General features: G+C 72.0%; 26 protein-coding genes. 5 read left to right on the top strand and 21 right to left on the bottom strand.

Annotated features, from left to right (window positions below):
• Window positions 1–31 precede the first annotated feature (31 nt).
• The gene (locus DEJ20_RS01700) at window positions 32–553 is read right to left on the bottom strand and encodes a DUF6328 family protein (RefSeq protein WP_111236139.1); all 522 of its coding nucleotides are present in this window, start codon (window positions 551–553) and stop codon (window positions 32–34) included.
• Between the two features lie 81 nt (window positions 554–634).
• On the opposite strand from DEJ20_RS01700, the gene DEJ20_RS01695 reads away from it, so the two are divergent.
• Window positions 635–1,246, top strand: coding sequence for an antibiotic biosynthesis monooxygenase (locus DEJ20_RS01695; RefSeq protein ID WP_111236140.1), 612 nt, complete (start codon window positions 635–637; stop codon window positions 1,244–1,246).
• Here the strand turns inward: DEJ20_RS01695 and DEJ20_RS01690 are convergent.
• The 6 genes from DEJ20_RS01690 to uriH are packed head-to-tail and all read right to left on the bottom strand — an operon-like array spanning window position 1,243 to window position 6,902.
• The gene (locus DEJ20_RS01690) at window positions 1,243–1,854 is read right to left on the bottom strand and encodes a TetR/AcrR family transcriptional regulator (protein ID WP_181431613.1); all 612 of its coding nucleotides are present in this window, start codon (window positions 1,852–1,854) and stop codon (window positions 1,243–1,245) included. The genes DEJ20_RS01695 and DEJ20_RS01690 overlap by 4 nt on opposite strands.
• Entirely contained in the window at window positions 1,851–2,561 is a 711-nt protein-coding gene (locus DEJ20_RS01685) for a DUF998 domain-containing protein (protein WP_111236142.1), read from the bottom strand. The genes DEJ20_RS01690 and DEJ20_RS01685 overlap by 4 nt, the downstream gene beginning before the upstream one ends.
• Window positions 2,562–2,580: 19 nt before the next feature.
• Complete coding sequence (locus tag DEJ20_RS01680) at window positions 2,581–3,525, bottom strand: Ppx/GppA family phosphatase (protein WP_111236143.1); 945 nt, start codon at window positions 3,523–3,525, stop codon at window positions 2,581–2,583.
• A 51-nt stretch (window positions 3,526–3,576) separates the two neighbouring features.
• A complete protein-coding gene (locus DEJ20_RS01675) occupies window positions 3,577–4,437 on the bottom strand; it encodes a ribokinase (RefSeq protein WP_111236144.1) in 861 nt (286 codons plus the stop codon).
• Window positions 4,434–5,864 carry a uridine transporter UriT gene (gene uriT, locus DEJ20_RS01670; RefSeq protein ID WP_111236145.1) on the bottom strand — a complete coding sequence of 477 codons (1,431 nt, stop codon included), beginning with the start codon at window positions 5,862–5,864 and terminating at the stop codon, window positions 4,434–4,436. Before uriT ends, DEJ20_RS01675 begins: the two co-directional genes overlap by 4 nt.
• Window positions 5,865–5,870: 6 nt before the next feature.
• The gene (gene uriH, locus DEJ20_RS01665) at window positions 5,871–6,902 is read right to left on the bottom strand and encodes a uridine-preferring nucleoside hydrolase UriH (protein WP_027467145.1); all 1,032 of its coding nucleotides are present in this window, start codon (window positions 6,900–6,902) and stop codon (window positions 5,871–5,873) included.
• Window positions 6,903–7,064: 162 nt separating this feature from the next.
• On the opposite strand from uriH, the gene DEJ20_RS01660 reads away from it, so the two are divergent.
• Entirely contained in the window at window positions 7,065–8,063 is a 999-nt protein-coding gene (locus DEJ20_RS01660) for a LacI family DNA-binding transcriptional regulator (RefSeq protein ID WP_258377227.1), read from the top strand.
• 168 nt (window positions 8,064–8,231) lie between these two features.
• Here DEJ20_RS01660 and DEJ20_RS01655 read toward each other — a convergent pair whose 3' ends face one another.
• The 9 genes from DEJ20_RS01655 to DEJ20_RS01615 form a co-directional block, all read right to left on the bottom strand.
• Complete coding sequence (locus DEJ20_RS01655; protein ID WP_111236146.1) at window positions 8,232–9,917, bottom strand: MDR family MFS transporter; 1,686 nt, start codon at window positions 9,915–9,917, stop codon at window positions 8,232–8,234.
• On the bottom strand, window positions 9,914–10,534 hold the full coding sequence (locus tag DEJ20_RS01650) for a TetR/AcrR family transcriptional regulator (RefSeq protein WP_220035020.1): 621 nt from the start codon (window positions 10,532–10,534) through the stop codon (window positions 9,914–9,916). Before DEJ20_RS01650 ends, DEJ20_RS01655 begins: the two co-directional genes overlap by 4 nt.
• 52 nt (window positions 10,535–10,586) lie before the next feature.
• Complete coding sequence (locus DEJ20_RS01645; protein ID WP_220035021.1) at window positions 10,587–11,069, bottom strand: GNAT family N-acetyltransferase; 483 nt, start codon at window positions 11,067–11,069, stop codon at window positions 10,587–10,589.
• Window positions 11,070–11,187: 118 nt separating this feature from the next.
• Complete coding sequence (locus DEJ20_RS01640) at window positions 11,188–11,877, bottom strand: HAD family hydrolase (protein ID WP_111236147.1); 690 nt, start codon at window positions 11,875–11,877, stop codon at window positions 11,188–11,190.
• Window positions 11,878–11,931: 54 nt separating this feature from the next.
• Window positions 11,932–12,573 carry an MBL fold metallo-hydrolase gene (locus DEJ20_RS01635; protein ID WP_111236148.1) on the bottom strand — a complete coding sequence of 214 codons (642 nt, stop codon included), beginning with the start codon at window positions 12,571–12,573 and terminating at the stop codon, window positions 11,932–11,934.
• A 58-nt stretch (window positions 12,574–12,631) separates the two neighbouring features.
• Entirely contained in the window at window positions 12,632–13,057 is a 426-nt protein-coding gene (locus tag DEJ20_RS01630) for a MarR family winged helix-turn-helix transcriptional regulator (protein ID WP_111236149.1), read from the bottom strand.
• A gap of 76 nt (window positions 13,058–13,133) precedes the next feature.
• Window positions 13,134–13,706 (bottom strand): DUF3618 domain-containing protein, encoded by a 573-nt coding sequence (locus DEJ20_RS01625; RefSeq protein WP_111236150.1) that lies wholly within the window; start codon window positions 13,704–13,706, stop codon window positions 13,134–13,136.
• The gene (locus tag DEJ20_RS01620) at window positions 13,703–14,146 is read right to left on the bottom strand and encodes a phage holin family protein (protein WP_051597109.1); all 444 of its coding nucleotides are present in this window, start codon (window positions 14,144–14,146) and stop codon (window positions 13,703–13,705) included. The genes DEJ20_RS01625 and DEJ20_RS01620 overlap by 4 nt, the downstream gene beginning before the upstream one ends.
• Window positions 14,143–14,982: a hypothetical protein gene (locus DEJ20_RS01615; protein ID WP_111236151.1), complete on the bottom strand. Its 840-nt coding sequence runs from the start codon at window positions 14,980–14,982 to the stop codon at window positions 14,143–14,145. The genes DEJ20_RS01620 and DEJ20_RS01615 overlap by 4 nt, the downstream gene beginning before the upstream one ends.
• A gap of 147 nt (window positions 14,983–15,129) precedes the next feature.
• Here DEJ20_RS01615 and DEJ20_RS01610 point away from each other — a divergent pair, with 147 nt between their 5' ends.
• On the top strand, window positions 15,130–15,885 hold the full coding sequence (locus DEJ20_RS01610; RefSeq protein ID WP_111236152.1) for a glycosyltransferase family 2 protein: 756 nt from the start codon (window positions 15,130–15,132) through the stop codon (window positions 15,883–15,885).
• A 111-nt stretch (window positions 15,886–15,996) separates the two neighbouring features.
• Window positions 15,997–16,641, top strand: coding sequence for a hypothetical protein (locus tag DEJ20_RS01605; protein ID WP_111236153.1), 645 nt, complete (start codon window positions 15,997–15,999; stop codon window positions 16,639–16,641).
• A gap of 9 nt (window positions 16,642–16,650) precedes the next feature.
• On the opposite strand, the gene DEJ20_RS01600 is transcribed toward DEJ20_RS01605, so the two are convergent.
• Window positions 16,651–17,268 carry a helix-turn-helix domain-containing protein gene (locus DEJ20_RS01600; RefSeq protein ID WP_111236154.1) on the bottom strand — a complete coding sequence of 206 codons (618 nt, stop codon included), beginning with the start codon at window positions 17,266–17,268 and terminating at the stop codon, window positions 16,651–16,653.
• A gap of 58 nt (window positions 17,269–17,326) precedes the next feature.
• Between DEJ20_RS01600 and DEJ20_RS01595 the strand changes: the two genes are divergently transcribed.
• Window positions 17,327–18,322: an NAD(P)/FAD-dependent oxidoreductase gene (locus DEJ20_RS01595; protein ID WP_111236155.1), complete on the top strand. Its 996-nt coding sequence runs from the start codon at window positions 17,327–17,329 to the stop codon at window positions 18,320–18,322.
• A 60-nt stretch (window positions 18,323–18,382) separates the two neighbouring features.
• On the opposite strand, the gene DEJ20_RS01590 is transcribed toward DEJ20_RS01595, so the two are convergent.
• Genes DEJ20_RS01590 through DEJ20_RS01575 form a run of 4 tightly spaced genes read right to left on the bottom strand, consistent with a single transcriptional unit; the run spans window position 18,383 to window position 20,132 of the window.
• Window positions 18,383–19,048 (bottom strand): pentapeptide repeat-containing protein, encoded by a 666-nt coding sequence (locus DEJ20_RS01590; RefSeq protein ID WP_111236156.1) that lies wholly within the window; start codon window positions 19,046–19,048, stop codon window positions 18,383–18,385.
• A 35-nt stretch (window positions 19,049–19,083) separates the two neighbouring features.
• Window positions 19,084–19,515: a DUF6314 family protein gene (locus DEJ20_RS01585; protein WP_111236157.1), complete on the bottom strand. Its 432-nt coding sequence runs from the start codon at window positions 19,513–19,515 to the stop codon at window positions 19,084–19,086.
• A gap of 9 nt (window positions 19,516–19,524) precedes the next feature.
• Complete coding sequence (locus DEJ20_RS01580) at window positions 19,525–19,761, bottom strand: hypothetical protein (protein WP_146237773.1); 237 nt, start codon at window positions 19,759–19,761, stop codon at window positions 19,525–19,527.
• 14 nt (window positions 19,762–19,775) lie between these two features.
• Window positions 19,776–20,132 carry an SHOCT domain-containing protein gene (locus tag DEJ20_RS01575; protein WP_111236158.1) on the bottom strand — a complete coding sequence of 119 codons (357 nt, stop codon included), beginning with the start codon at window positions 20,130–20,132 and terminating at the stop codon, window positions 19,776–19,778.
• Window positions 20,133–20,304: the final 172 nt, after the last annotated feature.

Here is a 20,304-nt window from a genome sequence, read left to right as displayed (position 1 = left end):
GAGAAGCGGTGCGCTCCGCCGGAGGACTCGTTCAGCCGGCCGACGACCGGTCGTCCGCTCGGTCGTTCGCTCGGTCGGCGTCACGCTCGGTCCGCCGCAGGCCGAAGGGCAGGGCGGTCCACAGTGCCGCCGTGCCCACGAAGACCGCGACCCCACCGATTACACCTCCTGCGCCACCGAGCACCACGTCGAAGACGAAGTAGACCGTCCCCGAGAAGAGCAACGCGCTCGCGATGAGTGCGGCGAGCAGGATGACGTTGCCGGCACGGACCAGGTCGTGCTTCTGTCGCTGCCGGAAGACCAGCCGGTGCGTCGCCACGGCCGACAGCGCCACGACGGTCACGACGACGGCCAGGACGACCAGAACGAGGTAGACCGTCTCCTGCCGGTCGGACAGGTCGGTGAACCGCTGCTGGAACGGCAACGTCAGCAGGAACCCGGCGAGGATCTGCGTCCCGGTCTGCACGATCCGGAGCTCTTGCTGGATGTCGACCCAGTTCCGGTCCCACCGTTCCGTCGGCGTCTCGTGCCGGCCGCGCTCGGTCTCGCTCATACCGCGAACCTACTCACTGGCGCGTCGACGACCGACGAGCTGCGACACGAGCCGGAAACACGGGTCCGGGACACTGGTCGGATGACTCCACAAGAGCCTGGGAGCCTGCAGTCGTCATCCGGGACAGCAGGCCCGCCCGTCACCGTCTCCGTCACCCGCCTGGTCGAACCCGATCGCATCCCCGAGGTCACCCGCTGGGTGCAGTCCGGGGTGAACCTGGCGAACCGCTACCCCGGCTTCCTCGGCTCGGGATGGGTGCGTTCCACCGCGCAGTCCCGCGAGTGGCACATGCTCTACCGGTTCGCCGACCACGATTCGCTGGCCACGTGGGAGAACTCAGACGACCGGCTGCGCTGGCTCGACCTGGGCCGTGACCTGGTGGTGGAGTCCCGCGTCGAGAAGCGCACCGGCATCGAGGGCTGGTTCGACGTCCCGCAGGACGCCCCGGCCTCGAGCGCTCCCCCGCGGTGGAAGCAGTCCGTGAGCATCTGGCTCGGCTTCTTCCCGGTGAACCTCGCGTTCACGTACCTGATGGCCTGGCTCGTCCCAGCGTTCGCGCACGTCGCGATCCTGCCCCGGGTGCTCATCACGACCGTCGTGCTCACGCCGATCATGACGTTCTGGGTGCTGCCGTTCGTGACGAAGCTGATCCGTCCGTGGCTGCTCGCTCCGCCGAGGTCCGAGCGGGTCTAGCCGACGACCCCGAGCGGTACGGGCCCGTCGTGGCCGAGGGCGTCCCATCCGATCTGCAGCATGTGCGGCCGGGCCTCGGCGGCGGAGGCTTCGGTCTCGTACGTCAGCGCGAGCATCACGATCGCACCGAACGCCCCGGAGACCCGTGCCCGCCGGTCGAGCGGGGTGGCCGTGGCGTCGGCCATGTCGATGCCGAACACGTCGAGGAGCGTCGCTGCGACCGGTTCGAGCCGGACGCCGACGTCGGCCCCGCGCCGCAGGGTGAACGCCGCGAGCGCGAGTTCCGCCCACCCCGGCCGAGCGAGAGCGAGGTCGGCGATCCCCGCGAGCGCCGCGGCGTCGCGGGCCTCCCCCGCGGGGACGGCGGCGGCAGCTGCCCGGATCGCCTCGGTCTGCGCCGTGCACTGCGCGAGCGCGGCCTCGACGAGCAGCTCCTTGCTCGTGAACCGGGCGAGGATGCCCGCCTTCGAGTAGCCGGCCTGGTCGGCGACGGCCTGCACGGCGGTGTCCTTGATGCCGCGGCGGGCGATGAGTCCGGCGGTGATGTCCAGGACGCCCCCGTTGATCTCCTCGGCGGAGGGCCGAGCGCGGCGCGGAGGGCGGCTCACGCGCGAACCGCCGAGGCCCGTGCCGTCCAGGGGCGCCGGCTCCCCGCGACCAGCAGGGTGATCCCGGTCATGAGCTCCCACGTGACGATCGTGTACACGGACGCACGCTCCCACACGCCGTCGGGGAGCACCTCGATCACCGTCGACGACGAGTCCACGACGAGCATCACGAGGGAGACGAGGCCGACGATCCCGAGCACGACGCTCGCGATCCGGTAGGCCACCGGTGCCCGCAGCGCCCCGGACCCGATGCCAGCGGTGATCGCCACGAGGTTGCCGGTCGTGATCGCTGCCGCGGCGCCGAGCACGTGGAACACGATGGTGCCACCGTCGGTGCTCGTCTGGCTGCCGTGGAACGAGCCGACCAGGACCATCCCGACCAGGTGGACCACGGCGAGGGCCGCGGTGGCCACCCGCGCACGGCGGGACGCGGCGCGGAACACCACGACGGCGAGCACCGCTGCGATCCCGAACAGGACGCCCTGCCCGATGAACGTGGTGTTCATGAGCACGTGCAGCGGTGAGTCGATCGACCGCCCCTGGAACGTGCCGACGTCGGGGACGCCGAGGTCCGAGATGTAGTTCGTCGCGTAGTTGTAGCCGGGGAACGCCGACGCCGAGACGGCTTCGCCGACGAGCCAGCCGATCCCCGCCACCGTCCAGAGCGTGGAGGGGACGAGGGTACGGCGAGTGTCCATTCCGGTCATGAACTGACCATATCGGTCACTACTGGGAGTTGCCGAGCACCGACAGCTGGTCGAGCCGCTCGAGGATGACGCCCTCGCGGAGCGCCCACGGGCAGATCTCGAGCGCCGGCAGGTCGAAGATGTCCAGGCACGCCTCGGCGACGAGCGCCCCGGGCACCACCTGGTGTGCGCGGCTCGCCGAGACGCCCGGCAGCGCCGCGAGTTCGTCGACCGACATCGTGAGCAGCTCCGGCAGGCGCTGCCGCAGCACGTCGCCGTCGAGGGCACGGGGCACGAGCGGTCCGGCGGCGGACGGCGCGGCTCCGCAGATGCGGGCGATCGACCGGAACGTCTTCGAGGTCGCCACGGCCCGGTCCGGTCGGCCCGAGCGGAGCAGCCGTCCGGCGTCGCGGGCGATCTCGACGCGGATCTCGTGCCGGATGCGGCGGACGTCGTCCTCGGTCGGGGTGCCCGCGGCGAAGTACGAGCGTGCGAGTCGTGCGGCGCCGATCGGCATCGACCACGCGACGTCCGGTGCCTCGTCGGCACCGCCGGCGATCTCGAGCGAGCCACCGCCGATGTCGAAGACCGCCAGGCGACCGGCGGACCAGCCGAACCAGCGGCGCACGGCCAGGAACGTCAGCCGCGCCTCGTCAGAACCGGACAGGACGGCCAGCTCGACCCCGGTGGACGACTCGACGTGGGCGAGCACGGCCTCGGAGTTGCCGGCGTCACGGACCGCCGACGTGGCGAACGCGAGCATGTCCTCGCAGCCGCGTTCCTCGGCGACGCGGACGGCGTCGGCGACGAAGGTGGTCAGGGCGTCGATCCCCTGCTGCGTCACCGCGCCCGAGGCGTCGAGGTGCTCGGCCAGCCGCAGCGGCTGCTTGAACGAGGACGCCGGCAGCGGCGCGGCGCCGCCGTGGGCGTCCACCACGAGCAGGTGGCCGGTGTTGGACCCGATGTCGAGGACTCCCACGCGCATGGGCTCAACGCTAGTGGGCCGCGCAGTCACCCCACGGCCGGGAGGCCCGTCCTACGCCCGCAGGAACGCCTCCAGCTCGGCGGTGGTCGGGTACGAGGCCTGTGCGCCCGGCTTGGTCGCGGCGTACGCCCCGACCCCCACGGCGAACCGAGCCGCGTCGACGAGGGTGTCCCCCGCGGCCAGACGCAGCGCCACCGCACCCATGAAGGCGTCACCGCAGCCCGTGGTGTCCACCGGCTCGACCCGGACGGCGTCGATCGACACCGGCTCGGCACCCCCGTCGTGCACGACGCAGCCGGCACCACCACGGGTGACGATCGACCGGGCGACGCCGTGGTCACCGAGCGCCGCGGCCTCGTGCTCGTTCACCAGCAGGACGTCGGTCAGCTCGAGGAGCTCGCCCGGCACGGCACCGAACGGCGACAGGTTCGTGAGCACCGTGACCCCGGCGGCGTGCGCGGCCCGGGCGGCGGCGAGGACGACGTCGATCGACACCTCGAGGCAGAGCCCCAGCACCGCGGCGCCGGCGAAGACGTCGGCCGGCACGTCGTCCGGCGTCAGCGTGCCGTTCGCCCCGGCGGAGATCACGATGGTGTTCTCGCCTGCGGCGTCGACCGTGATGACGGCGGTGCCGGTCGCGACGCCCTCCCGGATCGCGACGTGCGTCGTGTCGACACCCGCAGCCGCGACGGAGTCGCGGAGCAGCACACCGTTCCCGTCGTCGCCGACCGCACCGATCATGCGCACCGTGCCCCCGAGCCTCCCGGCAGCCACCGCCTGGTTGGCGGACTTGCCCCCGGGCAGGATCGCGAGGTCGGAGCCCTGCAGGGTCTCACCGGGCTGGGGGAAGCGCGCGGTGCGGACCACCAGGTCCGCGTTGAGCGACCCGACGACGACGATGCTCTCGGTCAACGGACGGTCTCCTTCTGCGGGGCGACGGACGTGGTCTCGGCACCCTCCGGACGGGGGATGAGGAACGAGATCGCGAGCGCGACGGTCGTGATCGCGGCCCCGAGCAGCATGCCACCGGAGTACCCGGCGGTGCCCGCGGAACCGCCGACGCCGAGCGCGATCTGCAGCGCGGGCAGGACGGCGAAGCTGACCCCGGCGCCGAGGTTGAACGCACCGGCGTTCAGGCCCGGCAGGAACCCGGGGTTCGACTCCGGCGACAGCACGATGCCCAGGCCGTTCAGGATGATGTTCGCGATGCCGGCGTAGGTGATGCCGATCAGCACCGTCGCGGTGACCAGCACGGGCAGCGAGTGCACGCCGACCAATGCCATCAGGACGGTCGAGACGATGCTGCCGATCAGCCCGACGCGCAGGACCGCGCGGTACCCGATGGTCGGGGCGAGGCGCCCGGCGAAGGGTCCGACGATCCATCCGACCAGCGCGTACGGGGTGAGGAACACGAGCGACGCCAGGTCGGGTTCCATGCCGAAGCCGGCGTCACCGTTCTGCGCGAGGCTCGTGACGAGTCCGTTGACCACGGCGAAGACGCCGGTCATCGTCAGGAACGTCGTCGCCAGGAGCGCCCAGGTCGCACGGCGCTTCAGGAACCGGGTCTCGACCAGGGGTTCCCGCACCCGCGACTCGACGGCCCAGAACACGGCGAAGGCGACGAGCGCGACGACGACGCCACCGACCACGAGCACGGGGTTCGCCGCGCCGAGCTTGCCGGCCTCGTTGAACGCCGTGAGCAGCGCACCGACGCTCACCACGAGGGGCACGACGCCGACCCAGTCCATCCGGGTGCCGGCCGAGGGCTTCGACTCGACCCCCCAGACGGCGACCAGGAGCAGGGCGATCACGGTGACGACGGCGATGACCCAGAAGATCCCGCGGAACCCGAAGTTCGTCGCGATCCACCCGCCGGCCAGGGCGTCGACGCCCGCGATGCCGCCGTTCACCGCGGTCAGCAGCCCGAGGGCGGCACCGTAGCGCTTCGGGTCGCTGATCTCGTTGCGCAGGACGAGCAGGCAGATGGGGACGACCGGACCGGTGACGCCCTGGATGATGCGACCGGCGAACAGCATCGGCACGTTCACCGCGAGCGCGGCGACGATGCTGCCGACGAGCATCACGGCGAGCATGCCGATCAGGACGCGCTTGCGGCCCACGATGTCGGACAGCCGCGGCAGGAACAGTGAGAACAGCGCCGCGAGGGTGAAGTACAGGGTCTGCGACAGGCCGATGGTGGCGTCGTCGGTGTCGAGCTCGCGCGCCATCGTGACGAGGGCGGGGCTGAGCATGCTCGCGTTCAGCTGGAACGCGATGCACGCGGCGAGGAGCGCAGCTGTGAGGGCGCCGATCGACTTCTTCGTCGAGGTGGTGGTCATGGGGGTTCAGCGCTCCGGGGTCGTGGTGATGCCGGCTTCGACGGCGTCGGCGGCGGCACGTGGGGTCCAGCCGGTGTCGGCCGTCTCGCCGATGCGCTCGAGGGCGTCGACGACGAGGTCCCAGAACCGGCCGTGGTCGAGCTCCATCGCGGCGCTCGTGCGGCAGTCCTCGGGTGCGGGGGCGCGGAAGTCGGCGACGGTCATGCCGAGGGTCAGCGCGCCCTGGGTCTCGACGTGGATCGGGACCTTCACGGCGCGGACGATCGTGGGGTCGATCACGTAGGCGACGGCGCAGGGGTCGTGGACCGGCGGGGCGTCGAAGCCCTGGGCGTCCTTGTAGGTCTGGCCGAAGAAGTCGAGCAACTCACCGACGAACGCGGCGGGGGCGGTGCCGACGCCCGCGATGCGCGCGGCGACCTCGGGGGTGGCCAGGGCCTGGTGCGTCAGGTCGAGGCCGACCATCACGACGTCCCAACCGGCCTCGAACACGATGGCCGCGGCCTCGGGGTCGATGACGATGTTGAACTCCGCGACCGGGCTCCAGTTGCCGACGTGCACGCCGCCGCCCATGAGCACGACCTGCTTGACGCGCTCGACGATGCGGGGCTCCTTGCGGGCGGCGAGGGCGATGTTCGTCAGGCCGCCGGTCGGCACGAGGGTGACCGTGCCGGGCTCGTGGGCCATCACGGTGTCGATGATCAGGTCGACGGCATGGCGCTCGTCGAGGTCGAACGACGGCTCGGGGAGCATCGGGCCGTCCAGGCCGCTCTCGCCGTGGATGTCCGGTGCGACCTCGATCTGGCGCAGCAGCGGGCGGGCGGCTCCGGCGGCGAACGGCACCCCGGTGATGCCGGCGATGCGGGCGACGGCCAGGGCGTTGCGGGTGACCTTCGGCAGGGTCTGGTTGCCGACGACGGTGGTCACCGCGAGCAGGTCGATGGCGGGGCTGCCGTGGGCGAGCAGGAGCGCCACGGCGTCGTCGTGGCCGGGGTCGCAGTCGAGGATGATCTTCGCGGCGGGCTGGGTCGCATCGGGCACGCTGGGCGCTCCACTTCTTCGGGGAATCGAGGTGAGTGCTCGACGTGGTGGGGATCCACGGGCCGGCAGAGCGCTGGCGACGCGGCGCGTCAAGCGTTTGACATCGAAACACGTCAAACGCTTGACGTCAAGTTCGACCACCACGCTCGCTAGCATCGAGGAGTGCCCTCCCCCGCCGCCCCGAGCCGTCGTGTGACCGCTGCGATGGTGGCCGAGCGTGCGGGCACGAGCATCGCCACGGTCTCCCTCGTCGTGAACGGCAAGGACCGCGGGCGGGTCTCCGCCCCCATCGCCGCACGGGTCCGCGGCGCCGTGGACGACCTCGGCTACGTCGTCGACCACGCCGCCAGCTCGCTGGCCCGCGGCAGCGGTGACCTCGTCGTGTTCATCGCCCCCGACCTGTCGAACCCGTTCTTCGCCGAGGTCATCCGTGGCGTCCGCGACACCCTGGGCGACCGGTTCCAGCTCGTGCTCTCCGTCACCGAGCGGGGTGCACAGCCCGTCGCGGCCGACGTCCGGCGCTTCGAACGGCTCCGGCCAGCCGGCATCCTGGTCGACGCCCCCGCCGCCGACGAGCCGATGTCGGCGAGCGTCCCCGTGGTGCTGCTCGACGCCCCCGGCGGCCCCGAGGCGGTCAACTACGACCTCTCCACCGGCGTGCACGACCTCGTCGCCCACCTGCACGACCAGGGGCACCGGCACGTGGGCTACCTCGACGGCACCTCGCGGGCGGCGACGTTCGGCGTGCGCCGCGAACTGTTCGAGCAGGCCTGCGCGGACGCCGGCATCACGGTCTCCGAGGTCACCGCCCGTGCCGACCTGACCGTGGAGGCCGCGGCCTCGGCCACCGAGCACGTCATCGAGGCCTGGCAGGACGACGACGTCACCGCCGTCGTCGCGGCCGCGGACACCCTGGCCTACGGAGTCCTGCGGGTCGCCGGCGCGCTCGGCATCGCCGTCCCCGGCGCACTCGCGGTCGCGGGCTTCGACGACCTGCCGTCGTCGTCGGTCACCGCGCCGGCCCTGACGAGCGTGGCGCTGCCCGGTGCCGACCTCGGTCGGGCTGCAGCACTGCGGCTCCTCGCGACGCTCGACGGCACGGCCGCCGAGCCCGCAGCCCTGCCGACGCGGCTCGTGCCGCGCGCGAGCACCGGCGCGTAGCGCCGGATCACCGCGACCTCACGCGCTCAGCGACAGCTCATGCGCGCTGGAACGCGTGAGGTGTCGCTCAGCACGAAACGCCGGCCGCGGCAGTGAGCGCGACCGGGCGACGGACGGGAGGCGCGGTGCCAGCTGGCACCGGGCCTCCCGTCCGTCGGTCGGTCGCGTCTACCGGTCGGTGTCCCGCCCCGGTGCGGAACCCTCCGGAGCCGCAGCGTGCTCCGCACGCGCCGCACGCTGCGCCCGCTCGAGCTCATCGGCCTCCTCGCCGCCGACGGCCTCGCCACGGGCGACCATGCCGGCCGTGTCGGAGAGCTTGATCTGCGGCAGGAAGAGCGCGAGCAGGAACGCCACCGCGATGAACGGCAGCAGGTACCAGAACACCGGTGCGAGCGAGTCGGCGTAGGCGTTCACGACGCCGTCCTGCACCGCCGGCGGCAGGCCCGCGACGGTCGCCGGGTCGATGCTCCCCGCCGAGGACGCCGCATCGGTCGCCGACCCACCGGCACCGCGGAACACGTCGGTCAGCGACGTCGTGAGCCGCGCGGTGAAGAGCGCACCGAAGACGGCGGTGCCGAGGGAGGCACCGACCTCGCGGAAGTAGTTGTTCGTCGACGTGGCGGTCCCGACCTGCTCGGCGGGCACGGCGTTCTGCGCGACGAGGACGACCACCTGCATGATCAGGCCGAGCCCCGCACCGAAGACGAACAGGTACGCGCAGATCAGCCAGATCGGGGTGTCCGCCGCCAGCTGGGTCATCGCGAGCATCGCGATGGCCACCAGGACCGTGCCGACGATCGGGAACATCCGGTAGCGCCCGGTCTTGGTGATCAGGACACCCGAGGCGATCGACGTGCCGATCAGGCCGGCCATCATCGGCAGCATCAGCAGGCCGGAGACCGCGGCCGAGGTGCCCGAGGCCATCTGCAGGAACGTCGGGACGAAGCCGATCGCGGCGAACATGCCGATACCGAGCACGAGGCCGATGCCGGTCGCCAGCAGGAAGGTGCGGTTGCGGAAGAACGACAGCGGGAGCACGGGGTCCTGGGCACGGGACTCGACGAACACCAGGAGCGCTGCCGAGACGACGAGACCGGCGAACCAGGCCCAGGTCTCGGGGGCGTCCCAGCCGTGGTCCTTGCTGCCACCGAACTCCGAGAAGAACACCAGGCACGTGGTCGCGGCGGACATGAACAGCACGCCGAGGACGTCGATGCGCTTCGTCGCCTTCTTGTTCGGCAGGGTCAGCGCGAACCACGCCACGAAGAACGCCGCGATGCCGACCGGGATGTTGATGTAGAACGCCCAGTTCCAGGTGAGGTGGTCCACGAAGAAGCCACCGAGCAGCGGGCCACCGATGGCGGACAGGCCGAAGATCGCACCGAGCGGGCCGAGGTACTTGCCGCGCTGCGAGGCCGGGACGATGTCCGCGATGATCGCCTGCGACAGGATCATCAGGCCGCCGCCGCCGAGCCCCTGCATGGCGCGGAACGCCACGAGCTGCGTGAAGTCCGTGGCGAACGCACACCCGGCCGACGCGATGGTGAACAGCGCGATCGCGATGAGGAACAGGTTGCGGCGACCGAGGACGTCGCCGAACTTGCCGTAGACGGGCATCACGATGGTGGAGGCGAGCAGGTACCCGGTCGTCAGCCAGGCCTGGTGCGCGACGCCGCCGAGTTCGCCGACGATTGTCGGCATCGCGGTGGAGACGATGGTCTGGTCGAGGCTGGAGAGCAGCATCCCCGCGATCAGGGCGGAGAAGATGATCCAGATGCGACGCTGCGTCAGGAGCAGCGGGCCGTCGGAGCCTGGGCGGGCACGCTTGGTGGTGCCCGGCGCGGTGGCGCTCATGTGGTGTGTTCCCGTTCGGTCGTGGTGACCGCCCTGAGCAGGCGGAGGTTCTCGGTGAGCAGCGCGTCGAACGTCGGCCCGGTGGCCTCGTCGAACGCGTCGTCGAAGTACTCGGTCGCGGTGGCCTTCATCAAGGCGGCCGCAGCCTCGGTGACCAGGCGCGGTCGGCGGTCGGCGGGGTCGTCCCACCCGAACCGTCGCCGCAGGGCCACGGTGATCCGGGCGAGCTGCACGTCGGTCGCCGACAGGAACCGTGCGACGAGTGCCGGCTCCCGCTCGAACACGCGGCGGACCAGGGCCTCGTCGGCGCGGGCGATGCCGACCCGGTGGAACTGGTCGATCGCCAGCGCGACGATCGAGCCGAGGGGATCGAGTTCGCCGGGGACGATCCCGCCTGCGGCGTAGGCGTCGATCGCCTCGACGTCGGCGTTGAGCTCGATGCCGAGCACGGCGTCGTCCTTCGACCCGAAGTGGTTGAAGAACGTGCGGCGCGACACCCCGACGGTCTCGCAGAGCTGCTCGATCGTGAACCCGTGCAGCCCGTGTTCGACCGTCGCCCGACGTGCCTCGACGATCATGCGTCGGCGCAGCGCGCGGGTGCGTTCGGTGGTGCTCACCGAGCTAGAATTGCACTCTCCTGCCGAAAGTGCAATACGGGAAGGGGCCGGGCTACAGGGCCTTCTCGAAGCAGAACGACCACGGCATGGTCGCGACGTAGGGCTCGTAGACCGCGATCTGGTCCCAGCCGGTCTTGCGGTAGAGCGCCACGGCGTCGGGCTGCTTGTCGCCGGTCTGCAGGATGAGCCGCGGGGCACCGAGTTCGCGACCGACGCGCTCGCACTCGTCGAGCAGCGCGGTGGCCGCACCCTTGCCACGCGCGGAGGCCAGCACGATGAGCCGCTTCAGTTCGACCTCGTCGCCCAGACGTCGGACCGCGATGTGCCCGACCGACTCGCCGGACTCGTCGACGGCCAGGATCGACGTGACGACGGTCGACGGGTCGACGCTCAGCGCACGACCCCGCTCGGCGGTGACCGCCGGGTCCTCGCCGGCGTTCGCCGACCCGTAGCGCTCGTGCATCTCGTCGTCCATGCGGGCGCGGAGCACCACGCTGCGGGGGTCGTCCCAGGACACGCGTTCGATCGTGATCACGAACGTCGATCCTGGCACGGGCGCCCGACGACGCGGAAACCGAGGCGCCCGTCGGGCGCAACCGGCGGCCCGTCAGGCGCGACCGGCGCCGCCCGTCGGGCGCGACCGGCACCGCCCGTCAGGCGCGCTGGCCGAGTGCCGCGATCGGGCCCTCGCCGGCGCGGAACGCCGCGAGCACGGCCGCCGCGTCGTCGTACACCTCGGCCGCCCCGGCACCGCGGAGCTCGTCGCCGCCGATGCCGCCGGTCATCACGCCGACGCACCGGACCCCCACCTTGCCGGCGGACTCGACGTCCCACATGGCATCCCCGACCATCACGGCGTCGTCGGCGGAGACCCCGGCCTTGTCGAGCGCGACCCGGATGATGCCGGGGTCCGGCTTCGCCTGCTCGACGTCCTCGGAGCTGGTCTCGGCGGTGACCCACTCGCCCGCGTCGAGCAGGTCGCGCAGGCGGGCGAGTTCATGCTCGGGCGCGCTGGTCGCCAGGACCACGGCGTGCCCGGCCTCGGCGACGGCCTGCAGGAGTTCGCGTGCACCCGGCAGCAGCCGGAGCCGCGGCATCTGCTCGGCGTAGTAGGCGGTGTGGAACTGCTTGGCGGTGTCGCGGGTCTCCTGGGACGCGTCCGGCAGCAGCGTCTCGAGCAGCTTCGCCGAGTCCATCCCGATCGCGCGGTGGATCCGCCAGGCGTCGACGGACTCCCCCGCCGCCAGGAACGCCCGCCACCACGCGTCGATGTGCGCGTAGTTCGAGTCGGCGAGGGTGCCGTCGATGTCGAAGAGGACTGCTGTCGTGGGTGCGTCGGCCATCCCACCATGCTGCTCGGGAGGCCCGGATCGCCTCCCAGGGGCCGCCCGCGTCCGTCAGACGGTGATCGTCTCCCCCGCAGGCAGGATCAGGACGGGCACCGGCCCGAGACCGTCCGGGCCGAGGAAGCGCGCGGCGGACTGCTGGCCGAGCTCGCTCAGCATCGCCTCGTGGATCTGCACGGCCCGTTCCGGCGCCACGGCGCGCACGTAGTCGACGGCCTGGGCGGTGTTCGTCCACGGGCCGCTCGTCGGCAGCAGCAGGGTCGGCACCGGGACGCCGGGCTCGAGGTACGCGTCGCCCGGGTGGAACACCGCGTCGTCCACCAGGTAGCCGACGTTCGCAGTGGAGGGGATGTCGGGGTGGATGACCGCGTGCTGCTCGCCGAAGACCCGGACGGAGAACGGTCCGACGGTGATCGTGTGGCCGGCGTGCACCGCTGCGACCCGGCCGTGGTGTTCGCCGAGATGCTCGACGACGGTCTCCGGACCGCGGACGACGAGGTCCGGGTTCGCGGCGAGCCCCGCGCGCAGGGCGTCGATGTCGAAGTGGTCGGGGTGGTCGTGCGTGACGAGGACGCCCGCGGCGCCGCGGACGAGGTCGACGGCCTCGGGCGTGAACACCCCGGGGTCGATGACGAGGGTGACGCCGTCCTGCTCGAGGACGACGGTGGCGTGGTTGTACTTCGTCAACTCCATGCACACAACTGTACAGCCGTGTTGTACTTCTGCAGCTGCCGAGAAGGTGAGGGGTCGTTCAGTCGGCCCGGCGGGCGACCCGCTCGAACAGTTCGGGCAGACGGCGCAGCAGCGCACGCTCCTCGGCGTCGGTCTCCTCGCGGATCGCGTCGGCCAGCCAGTCCGTGCGGGCGTCCATGTCCCGCTGCAGCGCGGCCCGGCCGGCGTCCGTGATCCGGATGACCGACGCCCGGCGGTCGGTGTCCGACGCCGTCCGGTCGACGTACCCGAGTTCGGCCAGTTCGCCGACCGTGCGGGACTGCCCCTGGTGCTTCACCCCGCGGCGGCGCGCGAGTTCCGCGATCGTCATCGGGCCCTCGCGGTGCAGGAACCCGAGGGTGGTGGTGTGCGTGGCCGGCAGCGCGTCCGCCGCGCGGCGTGCGGCACGCACGACCCGGCCGATGGACTGTCGGAGCTCCGCAGCGAGCTCGTCGATCGGGTCCATGCCCGGAACGCTACCGCTTCACGGACAGGAGGCACGGTGCCAGCTGGCACCGTGCCTCCCGTCCATCGGGTTCCGCTCAGCTGCTGCGGACGTCGTCCGCCGCACCCTGCGCGTTGTCCTTGACGTCGGACGCAGCCCCCTGCGCCTCGCCCTTGACCGTCTGCGCGGCGTCCTGCGCGGTCCCCTTGAGGTCCTGCGCGTGCTCCTTCGCCACGTCGCCGAGCTGCGAGCCGACGTCCTTCGCCTGCTCCTTGACCTCGTCGACGAGCGGTGCAGCCTTGTCCTTCAGCTCACCGGCGAGCTCTTCTTCCTTCTCGGTGGTCGGCAGGAGCGACGACACCAGCCAACCGGCACCGAACGCGATGAGGCCGACGGCCAGCGGGTTGCCCTTCGCCTTCTCGACGCCCTTCTGCGCGACGTCCTTCGCCTGGCCGGTCGCGCCCGAGGCGGAACCGGAGGCGCTCGAGCGGGCCGACTGGGCCGCGCCCATCACGGACTCACGGACGTCCTGGAACCGGCCCTTCACCTTCTCGCTCTGGCGGTGGGCGATGGACGACGGGCTGACCTTGTCGGCGAGGGCGTCGACGTCGGAGCCGAGTTCGCCGCGGGTGCGCTCGATGTCGGCGCGGATCTCGTCTGGGGTGCTCATGGCTTCCTCCCGGTGTTGGGCTTGAGTGTCTCGGGGACTTCCTTGGCGGTCTCGACCGTCTGCGGGGCGCCCTTGATCTCCTTGATCTCCTTGCGCCCGCGGACGGCCAGGATCGCGGCGACGATCGCGTAGACGACCGCGATGATCAGGGCGGACCAGGCGTTGCCGATCAGGTAACCGAGGCCCCACCACGCTGCGATCGACAGGAACAGCAGGGCGAACACGGCGGTGAGTCCGGCGCCGCCGAACATCCCGCCCGCCTTGCCGGCCTTCTTCGCGGAGTCGGTCAGCTCGGCCTTCGCGAGGGCGACCTCCTGCCGGAACAGGCTGGAGAGGTCACGCGACACGTCGGACAGCAGCTCACCGAGCGGTGTGGTCGCAGCGCGCTCCTCCGGCGTCGGTTCGCCCAGGGGTGTCGCGCCGGGGACGGACTGGCTCATACGCCGCTCCCCGATCCGGTGGTGCCGTCGCCGGCCTCCTTCTCGTGCTTGACCTCGGTCGCGAGCGCCTTGGTCAGGCGTCCGGCCAGCAGGCCCGCGCCGGCAGCGATCGCGATGAAGGTGCCGGGACGCTTCGCGGCGAAGGTCTTCACCTCGTCGAGCAGGGAGCCCGGGTCGCGGTTCTCGAGGAACCCGGCGGCCGAGGTCGCGCGGCCCGACAGGTCGCGGACGACCTTCGAGGCGACGCCCTGCTCGTCGTCGTTCTCGGCCATGCGGCCGAGCTGCTCGCCGAGGGAGCGGAGCCCGCCGGCAGCGCGCTGCTGCTGCTCGCCGGCCTGCTGCTTGAGGTTCTCGGACGCCTGGCCGTAGAGCTGCTTGGCGTGGTCGGTCGCCTCGGAGGCGACCTTCGACGCCTGCTCCTTGGCGGTGCCCGCGACGTTCGCGGCCTTCTCCTTGGCGTCACCGGCGACGTCCTGCGCGGCACCCTTCGCCGCGTCGGCCTTGCCGGAGCCGCTGCCCGAGTCACTGCCGGAGCCGCTGGCGCTGCCCGCGCCGCTGGCGTTGCCAGCGCTGCCGGCGGATGCGGCGGACGGGACGGCGGGGAGCTGCTCGTCGGCCGGGACGGCGTCGAGGGGCGCGTCGAACGGCACCTCGGCGGCGCTGTCGCCGTACGGGTCGTAGGTCCGGGGCGCACCGGGGTCGGTGGGTCGCGCGGCGGGGGTACCGCTGGCGTACGACGGCACCGTCACGCCGGGGGCGACCTCGTGGCCCTCGGAGGCTGCGGTGCGGTCGTGGATGGGCGTCCCGGAGTCGTTCCCGGGTGGGTTCGTGGTCATGGTCGGCCTTCCGGTTGTCGTCGTCCCCGGCGTGCACCGGGGGCGTTTCGCCATCGAACGTGCGCGCTGCCCTCTGGGTCAGGACCCAGGAATGCCGGGAAACGCGGTCCGGCAATCCGCACAGGCGACAACCGGTTGGATCGACGGATGCCCCGTGTCTCGGTCGTGATCCCCGTGCGGGACGACGCCGTGCACCTGCGCCGGTGCCTCGACGCCCTCGCGGCCCAGACCCGGCCGGCCGACGAGGTCGTCGTGGTCGACAACGGCAGCACCGACGACAGCGCGGCGGTCGCCCGGGACGCCGGTGCGGTCGTGCTCACGGAGCCGGTGCGCGGGATCGCCCGAGCCTCGGCGCGCGGCTACGACCAGGCGTCCGGCGACGTCATCGTGCGGCTCGACGCCGACTCCGTCCCACCGCCGTCCTGGATCGCCGACGCGGTCCGGTTGTTGGCCGACCCCGAGGTCGTCGCGGTCACCGGCCCGGGCCGGCCCCGGGGCGGTGGCCCCGTGGTGCGACGACTGTGGGACGCCGTGTACATGGGCCCGTACTTCGTCCTGATGTGGAGCGCGCTCGGGCACCCGCCGCTGTTCGGGTCCGCGATGGCGATGCGCCGATCGACCTGGGCCGCGGTCGGCGGGCGAGCGCATCGTGACGATGCCGAGGTGCACGACGACGTCGACCTGAGCATGCAGCTCGACCCGGCGTGGCGGGTGGTGGCCGACCCCGTGCTCACGGTGCAGGTGTCCGCGCGACCGTTGTCGGGCCTCCCGTCCGTCTGGGTGCGGACGCGACGCGCCTTCCACACGTTCCGGGTGAACGGCCGGCGGGCCAACCCGGTGCGCCGTTGGGCGCGTCGGCTGCGATCGCAGTCGCGGTCGCGGCGGTGGTGGCGCAGCCGCTGACCGACGGGGTCGGGGGACAACGAATCGGTGACGGTCTCAGCCACCGCGGCCCCCGGTCGGTACGTTCGTGAGCGACGGTCACGACCTGACGCGACCGGACGAAGGGGAACCATGCGCCACACGATCACGCTCGCTGCCCTGCTGGCGGCGGGCCTCGCCCTGACCGGCTGCGCGCAGGCCGGACCGGCCGGACCGGCGAGCGACACCGCGACCACCGCAGCCGACCCGACAACGGCGCCGAGCCCGACCGACACCACGACCGCTCCGAACCCCACCGACACCGGGGCCCCGAGCGACGACACCGTCACCGTCCCGGCCAGCTGCACCGACCTGATCACGCCCGGCAAGTGGGACAAGGCATTCGCGTCGGCACCGCTCAACGACCCATCGGTGGTCGGCGACCCGATCGCGATCCCGAAGAGCTCGTTCACCCCGGCGCTGCAGGGCGACGGCAAGCGCCTGTACTGCGTGTGGCGGGAGCCGCAGGCCGACATCTCGTACCTGTCCATCGCGGTCGACGCCGTCGACCCGACCGCAGCCCGCGACGCGCTCGAGCAGCTCTCGGCGAAGGGCTACGACTGCGGCGACGAGTCCGACGGGTACCTGTGCCAGAAGGTCTCGAAGAACTCGCAGTACCCGGTCACGGACGGTGACACGTACTTCACCCGGGGCGACATCGGCATCCACGTCCAGCAGTCGAACATCGAGACGACCGATCTGCTCGACGACGTCGTGGCGAACGTCTTCACGGACTGACGCAGCGGGTCACCGGGCGGGTCGGGACCGCACGTGCGCCCGCTCGCCCTGCGGCCCGTACAGGCACAGCACCTCGGTGACGGAGTCGGTCACGTTCCCCATCCAGTGCGGGGTGTGGGTGTCGAACTCGGCGACCTCACCGGGTCCGAGGTCGAGGTCGTGCTCCCCCAGCACGAGGCGGAGCCGTCCGGACAGCACGTAGAGCCACTCGTAGCCCTCGTGCGTCTTGAGCGACGGCTCCCCACCCGGGGTGTTCGGCGGGAACAGCTGCTTGAACGAGCGCACCCCGCCGGTCCGCTTCGTCAGCGGCACGACGACGCGGCCACCGTGCACCTCGGGCTTCATGTGCACGCGCGGGTCGCCGGTCTGCGGTGCGCCGACCAGGTCGTCGAGGGGCACCTGGTACGCCCGGGCGAGGGGCAGCAGCAGTTCCAGCGTGGGCTTCCGCTGCCCGGACTCGAGTCGCGACAGGGTGCTCACCGAGACCCCCGTCTGCTCGGACAGCGCGGCGAGCGTGACGTCGCGGTGGGCACGCAACGCGCGCAGTCGGGGACCGACCCCGTCGACGACCTCGGCCGTCGTGCGCGGGGCGGTCGCGTCCTGGCTGCCGTGTCCCATGGCGGCCATGTTGCCACAGCGGCAAACTTCGTTGCTGTTCACGCTCGACCCGCCGCATGATCAGCACATGCCTGCACACTTCGACGTCATCGTCATCGGCGGCTCGGCCGCCGGCCTCTCCGCCGCCCTCATCCTCGGCCGTTCGCGGCGCTCGGTGCTCGTCGTCGACTCCGGCGAGCCCCGCAACGCCCCGGCGGCCGGCGCGCACAACTACCTCGGTCACGAGGGCGTCGCGCCCGCCGAGCTGATCCGCATCGGTCGCGACGAGGTCGCCGCCTACGGCGTCCAGGTCACGGCGGGGAGGACCGTGGCCACGTCCGCCACGACCGGTGACGGTCACGACCCGGTCGGCTTCTCGGTCACGCTGGACTCCGGCGCGGTCGTCACGGCGCGCAGGCTGGTCGTCGCCTCCGGCGCCGTGGACGTCCTGCCGGAGGTCCCGGGCCTGGCCGAGCAGTGGGGGCGCGGGGTCGTGCACTGCCCGTTCTGCCACGGGTGGGAGATCCGCGACCAGCGGATCGGGGTCCTGGTCACGACGCCGAACGGCGCACACCACGCGCTCATGTTCCGGGCGCTGAGCGATCGGGTGACCGCGTTCCTGACCGATCCGGCCCTGATGGACGACACCGCCCTGGCCGGTTTGGCCGCCCGCGGTGTCTCGGTGGTTCAGGGACCGGTCGCCGCCGTGGTCTCCGACGGCGACCGGCTGACCGGGGTCCGGCTCGGCGACGGGTCGTTCGTCGAGCTCGATGCCCTGGCCACGGCGAGCCGGCCCGAGGCGCGGGTAGGGTTCCTGTCCGGGCTCGGACTCGCCGCGACCGACCAGTTCATGGGCGACCACCGGTTCGCGACGGCGCTGACCGTGGACGCCGCCGGGCAGACCGCCGTGCGCGGGGTCTACGCAGCCGGCAACGTGACGGCCCCGATGGCGACGGTCATCGCGTCGGCGGCTGCCGGCACCCAGACGGGCGCGGCGGTGCACGGCGACCTGGTGCAGGCCGACCTGGCGGCGGCGCTGGCGGGGGTGGGTGCCGGCTCGGGCGCGGCCGATGTTTCGCGCTGAGCGACAGTTCGCGGGGCCGGGCGGGCGTGCAGTGTCGGTGAGCGCGAAATCCGGGCTCGGTCAGTCGACGCGGTAGCCGGCCTGTGCAGCCAACAGCGGCGCGAGCGTGTACAACTGGTCGGCACCGATCGTGGCCCCGCGGAACCCCTCGAGCCGCTCGACCCGATCGAGGTCCGCTCCACGCAGGTCCACGTGGTCGATGCGGGTGTTCGACCCCTCGGCGGCGCGGATGCTGCTGCCGTCGAACGACACCCGCAGCAGCTTCGCGTCGGCGATGTCGAGCTCGTCGATGACGCAGTCGCGGAACACCACGTCGGTGATCGTCGAGCCGCGCAGGTTCACGAACCCGAACTTCATGCCGACGAATTCCACGCCGCTCAGCCCGGAGTCGTACAGCTCCGCCGAGCCGACGCGCCCGCCGGAGACCCGGACCTCGCGCCACGTGCTGCTCGATGCCCGCAGGATCGGGGCGTCGAGCGAGTCGATGATCGAGTCACGGACCCGGAGCCCGCGGAAGTCCGCGTCGTCAGCCCGGAACGTGTCGATGACGCACTCCTCGATCTCCAGGTCGGGCAGTCGCTCGCCGGCCAGGTCGAGGACGTCGATGCGCTTGCCCTCGATGCGGTCACCCGTCAGGACGTCACCGGGTGCTGGCGCCCAGTCCTCGAGGTTCGTCGGTTCGGTCAGGGTGATGCGCGGGGCGTCGGTGCCGGAGGAGCGTGCCATGCCCCCAGTCTGGCGGTGACCGCCGACCCCGCGGGTCACGACCGGGGTCGGGTGAGGACGCTGTCCAGCCGGTAGTCCTTCGCCGGACCCCGCGCTTCCCACCGCACCGTCCAGCGGTCTTCGTCGCCGTCGAATGCACCCGTGTAGTCGTCCGGGGCGCAGGCGTGGGTGACGCTCGTGCCCCAGACCCAGTCGTGGAACACCCGACCGTCGGAGAAGTGCACGGTCCAGCCGCCGTCGGCGCGGTGCGCCACGCCGGTACTCGTCCGCCGCAGGACGAGGCTCCGTGACACCGGGGTCGTCCGACCGTCGAAGGTCATCACGCCCGACTCGTCCCAGCGCACCTCGTCGTCACCGACCCGGGTCAGGGTGGTGGTCCCGGTGACGATCCCCGTGGCACCGGCGCGGTGGTCGCGCACGGTGCGGTGGAGGTCCCACTCCCCGAGCAGGTCCGTCGGCAGCAGCACCCGCCCAGGCTAACCGCGCAGAGCCTCGGCCCGCGCGGCTCGGCGCTCGTCGTCGGTGATGACACCGCGCGCGTGCAGCTCGTCGAGTTCGAGGAGCCGCTGCTCCGGCGAGCTCCGACGGGCACCGTGCGGGCGCCGGCTGCGGACGACCGCGATGCACACGGCGACGATGACCGCGATGACGACGAGCGCCATGAGCAGGGTCCAGACGAGGTCGTAGACCGGCGGGATCAGGGGGTTGTGCACTTCTTCGGAGGCGATCATCGTCCGCGCAGCGCTTCGGCTCGGGCGCTGCGGTGCTCCTCGTCGGAGATCACGCCGCGGGCGTGCAGGTCGTCGAGTTCGGCGAGCCGCTGTTCGAGCGGCTTGTCCGGTGCGAACGTGCGGCTCTGCATCGCCTGGTACGCGATGTCCTCCTGCATGGTGAGCGGGTTCTGACCACGGTCGGCCATCCGCTTGCCGCGGTAGAGCGCCAGGATGACGATCGTCAGGGTCGTGAGGATCGCCAACGCGGCGACGACCCCGAACGCGATGCCGAACCAGCCGTTGAACAGGTCGGGCATCCCCGACTCCCCCGGACCCTCGAGCTCACTGAACGCGGACCAACTGAGCACCATCGCGCTCCCCCTTCTCACAACGACGAGCGAAGCGTAGCGCGAGACGGGGAACACGAGCGGGCGTTCCTTCCCAGAACGCCCGCGATGGAATGCGGAAACGGGCGTACCTGGTCAGAACTTTCGCCCCGGTACGCCCGAAATCACCCGGTACGCCCGATTCGACCAGGCAGCG

Source organism: Curtobacterium sp. MCSS17_005 (assembly GCF_003234225.2).
GTDB lineage: Bacteria > Actinomycetota > Actinomycetes > Actinomycetales > Microbacteriaceae > Curtobacterium > Curtobacterium flaccumfaciens.
This window is presented reverse-complemented; position numbering and strand designations above follow the sequence as displayed.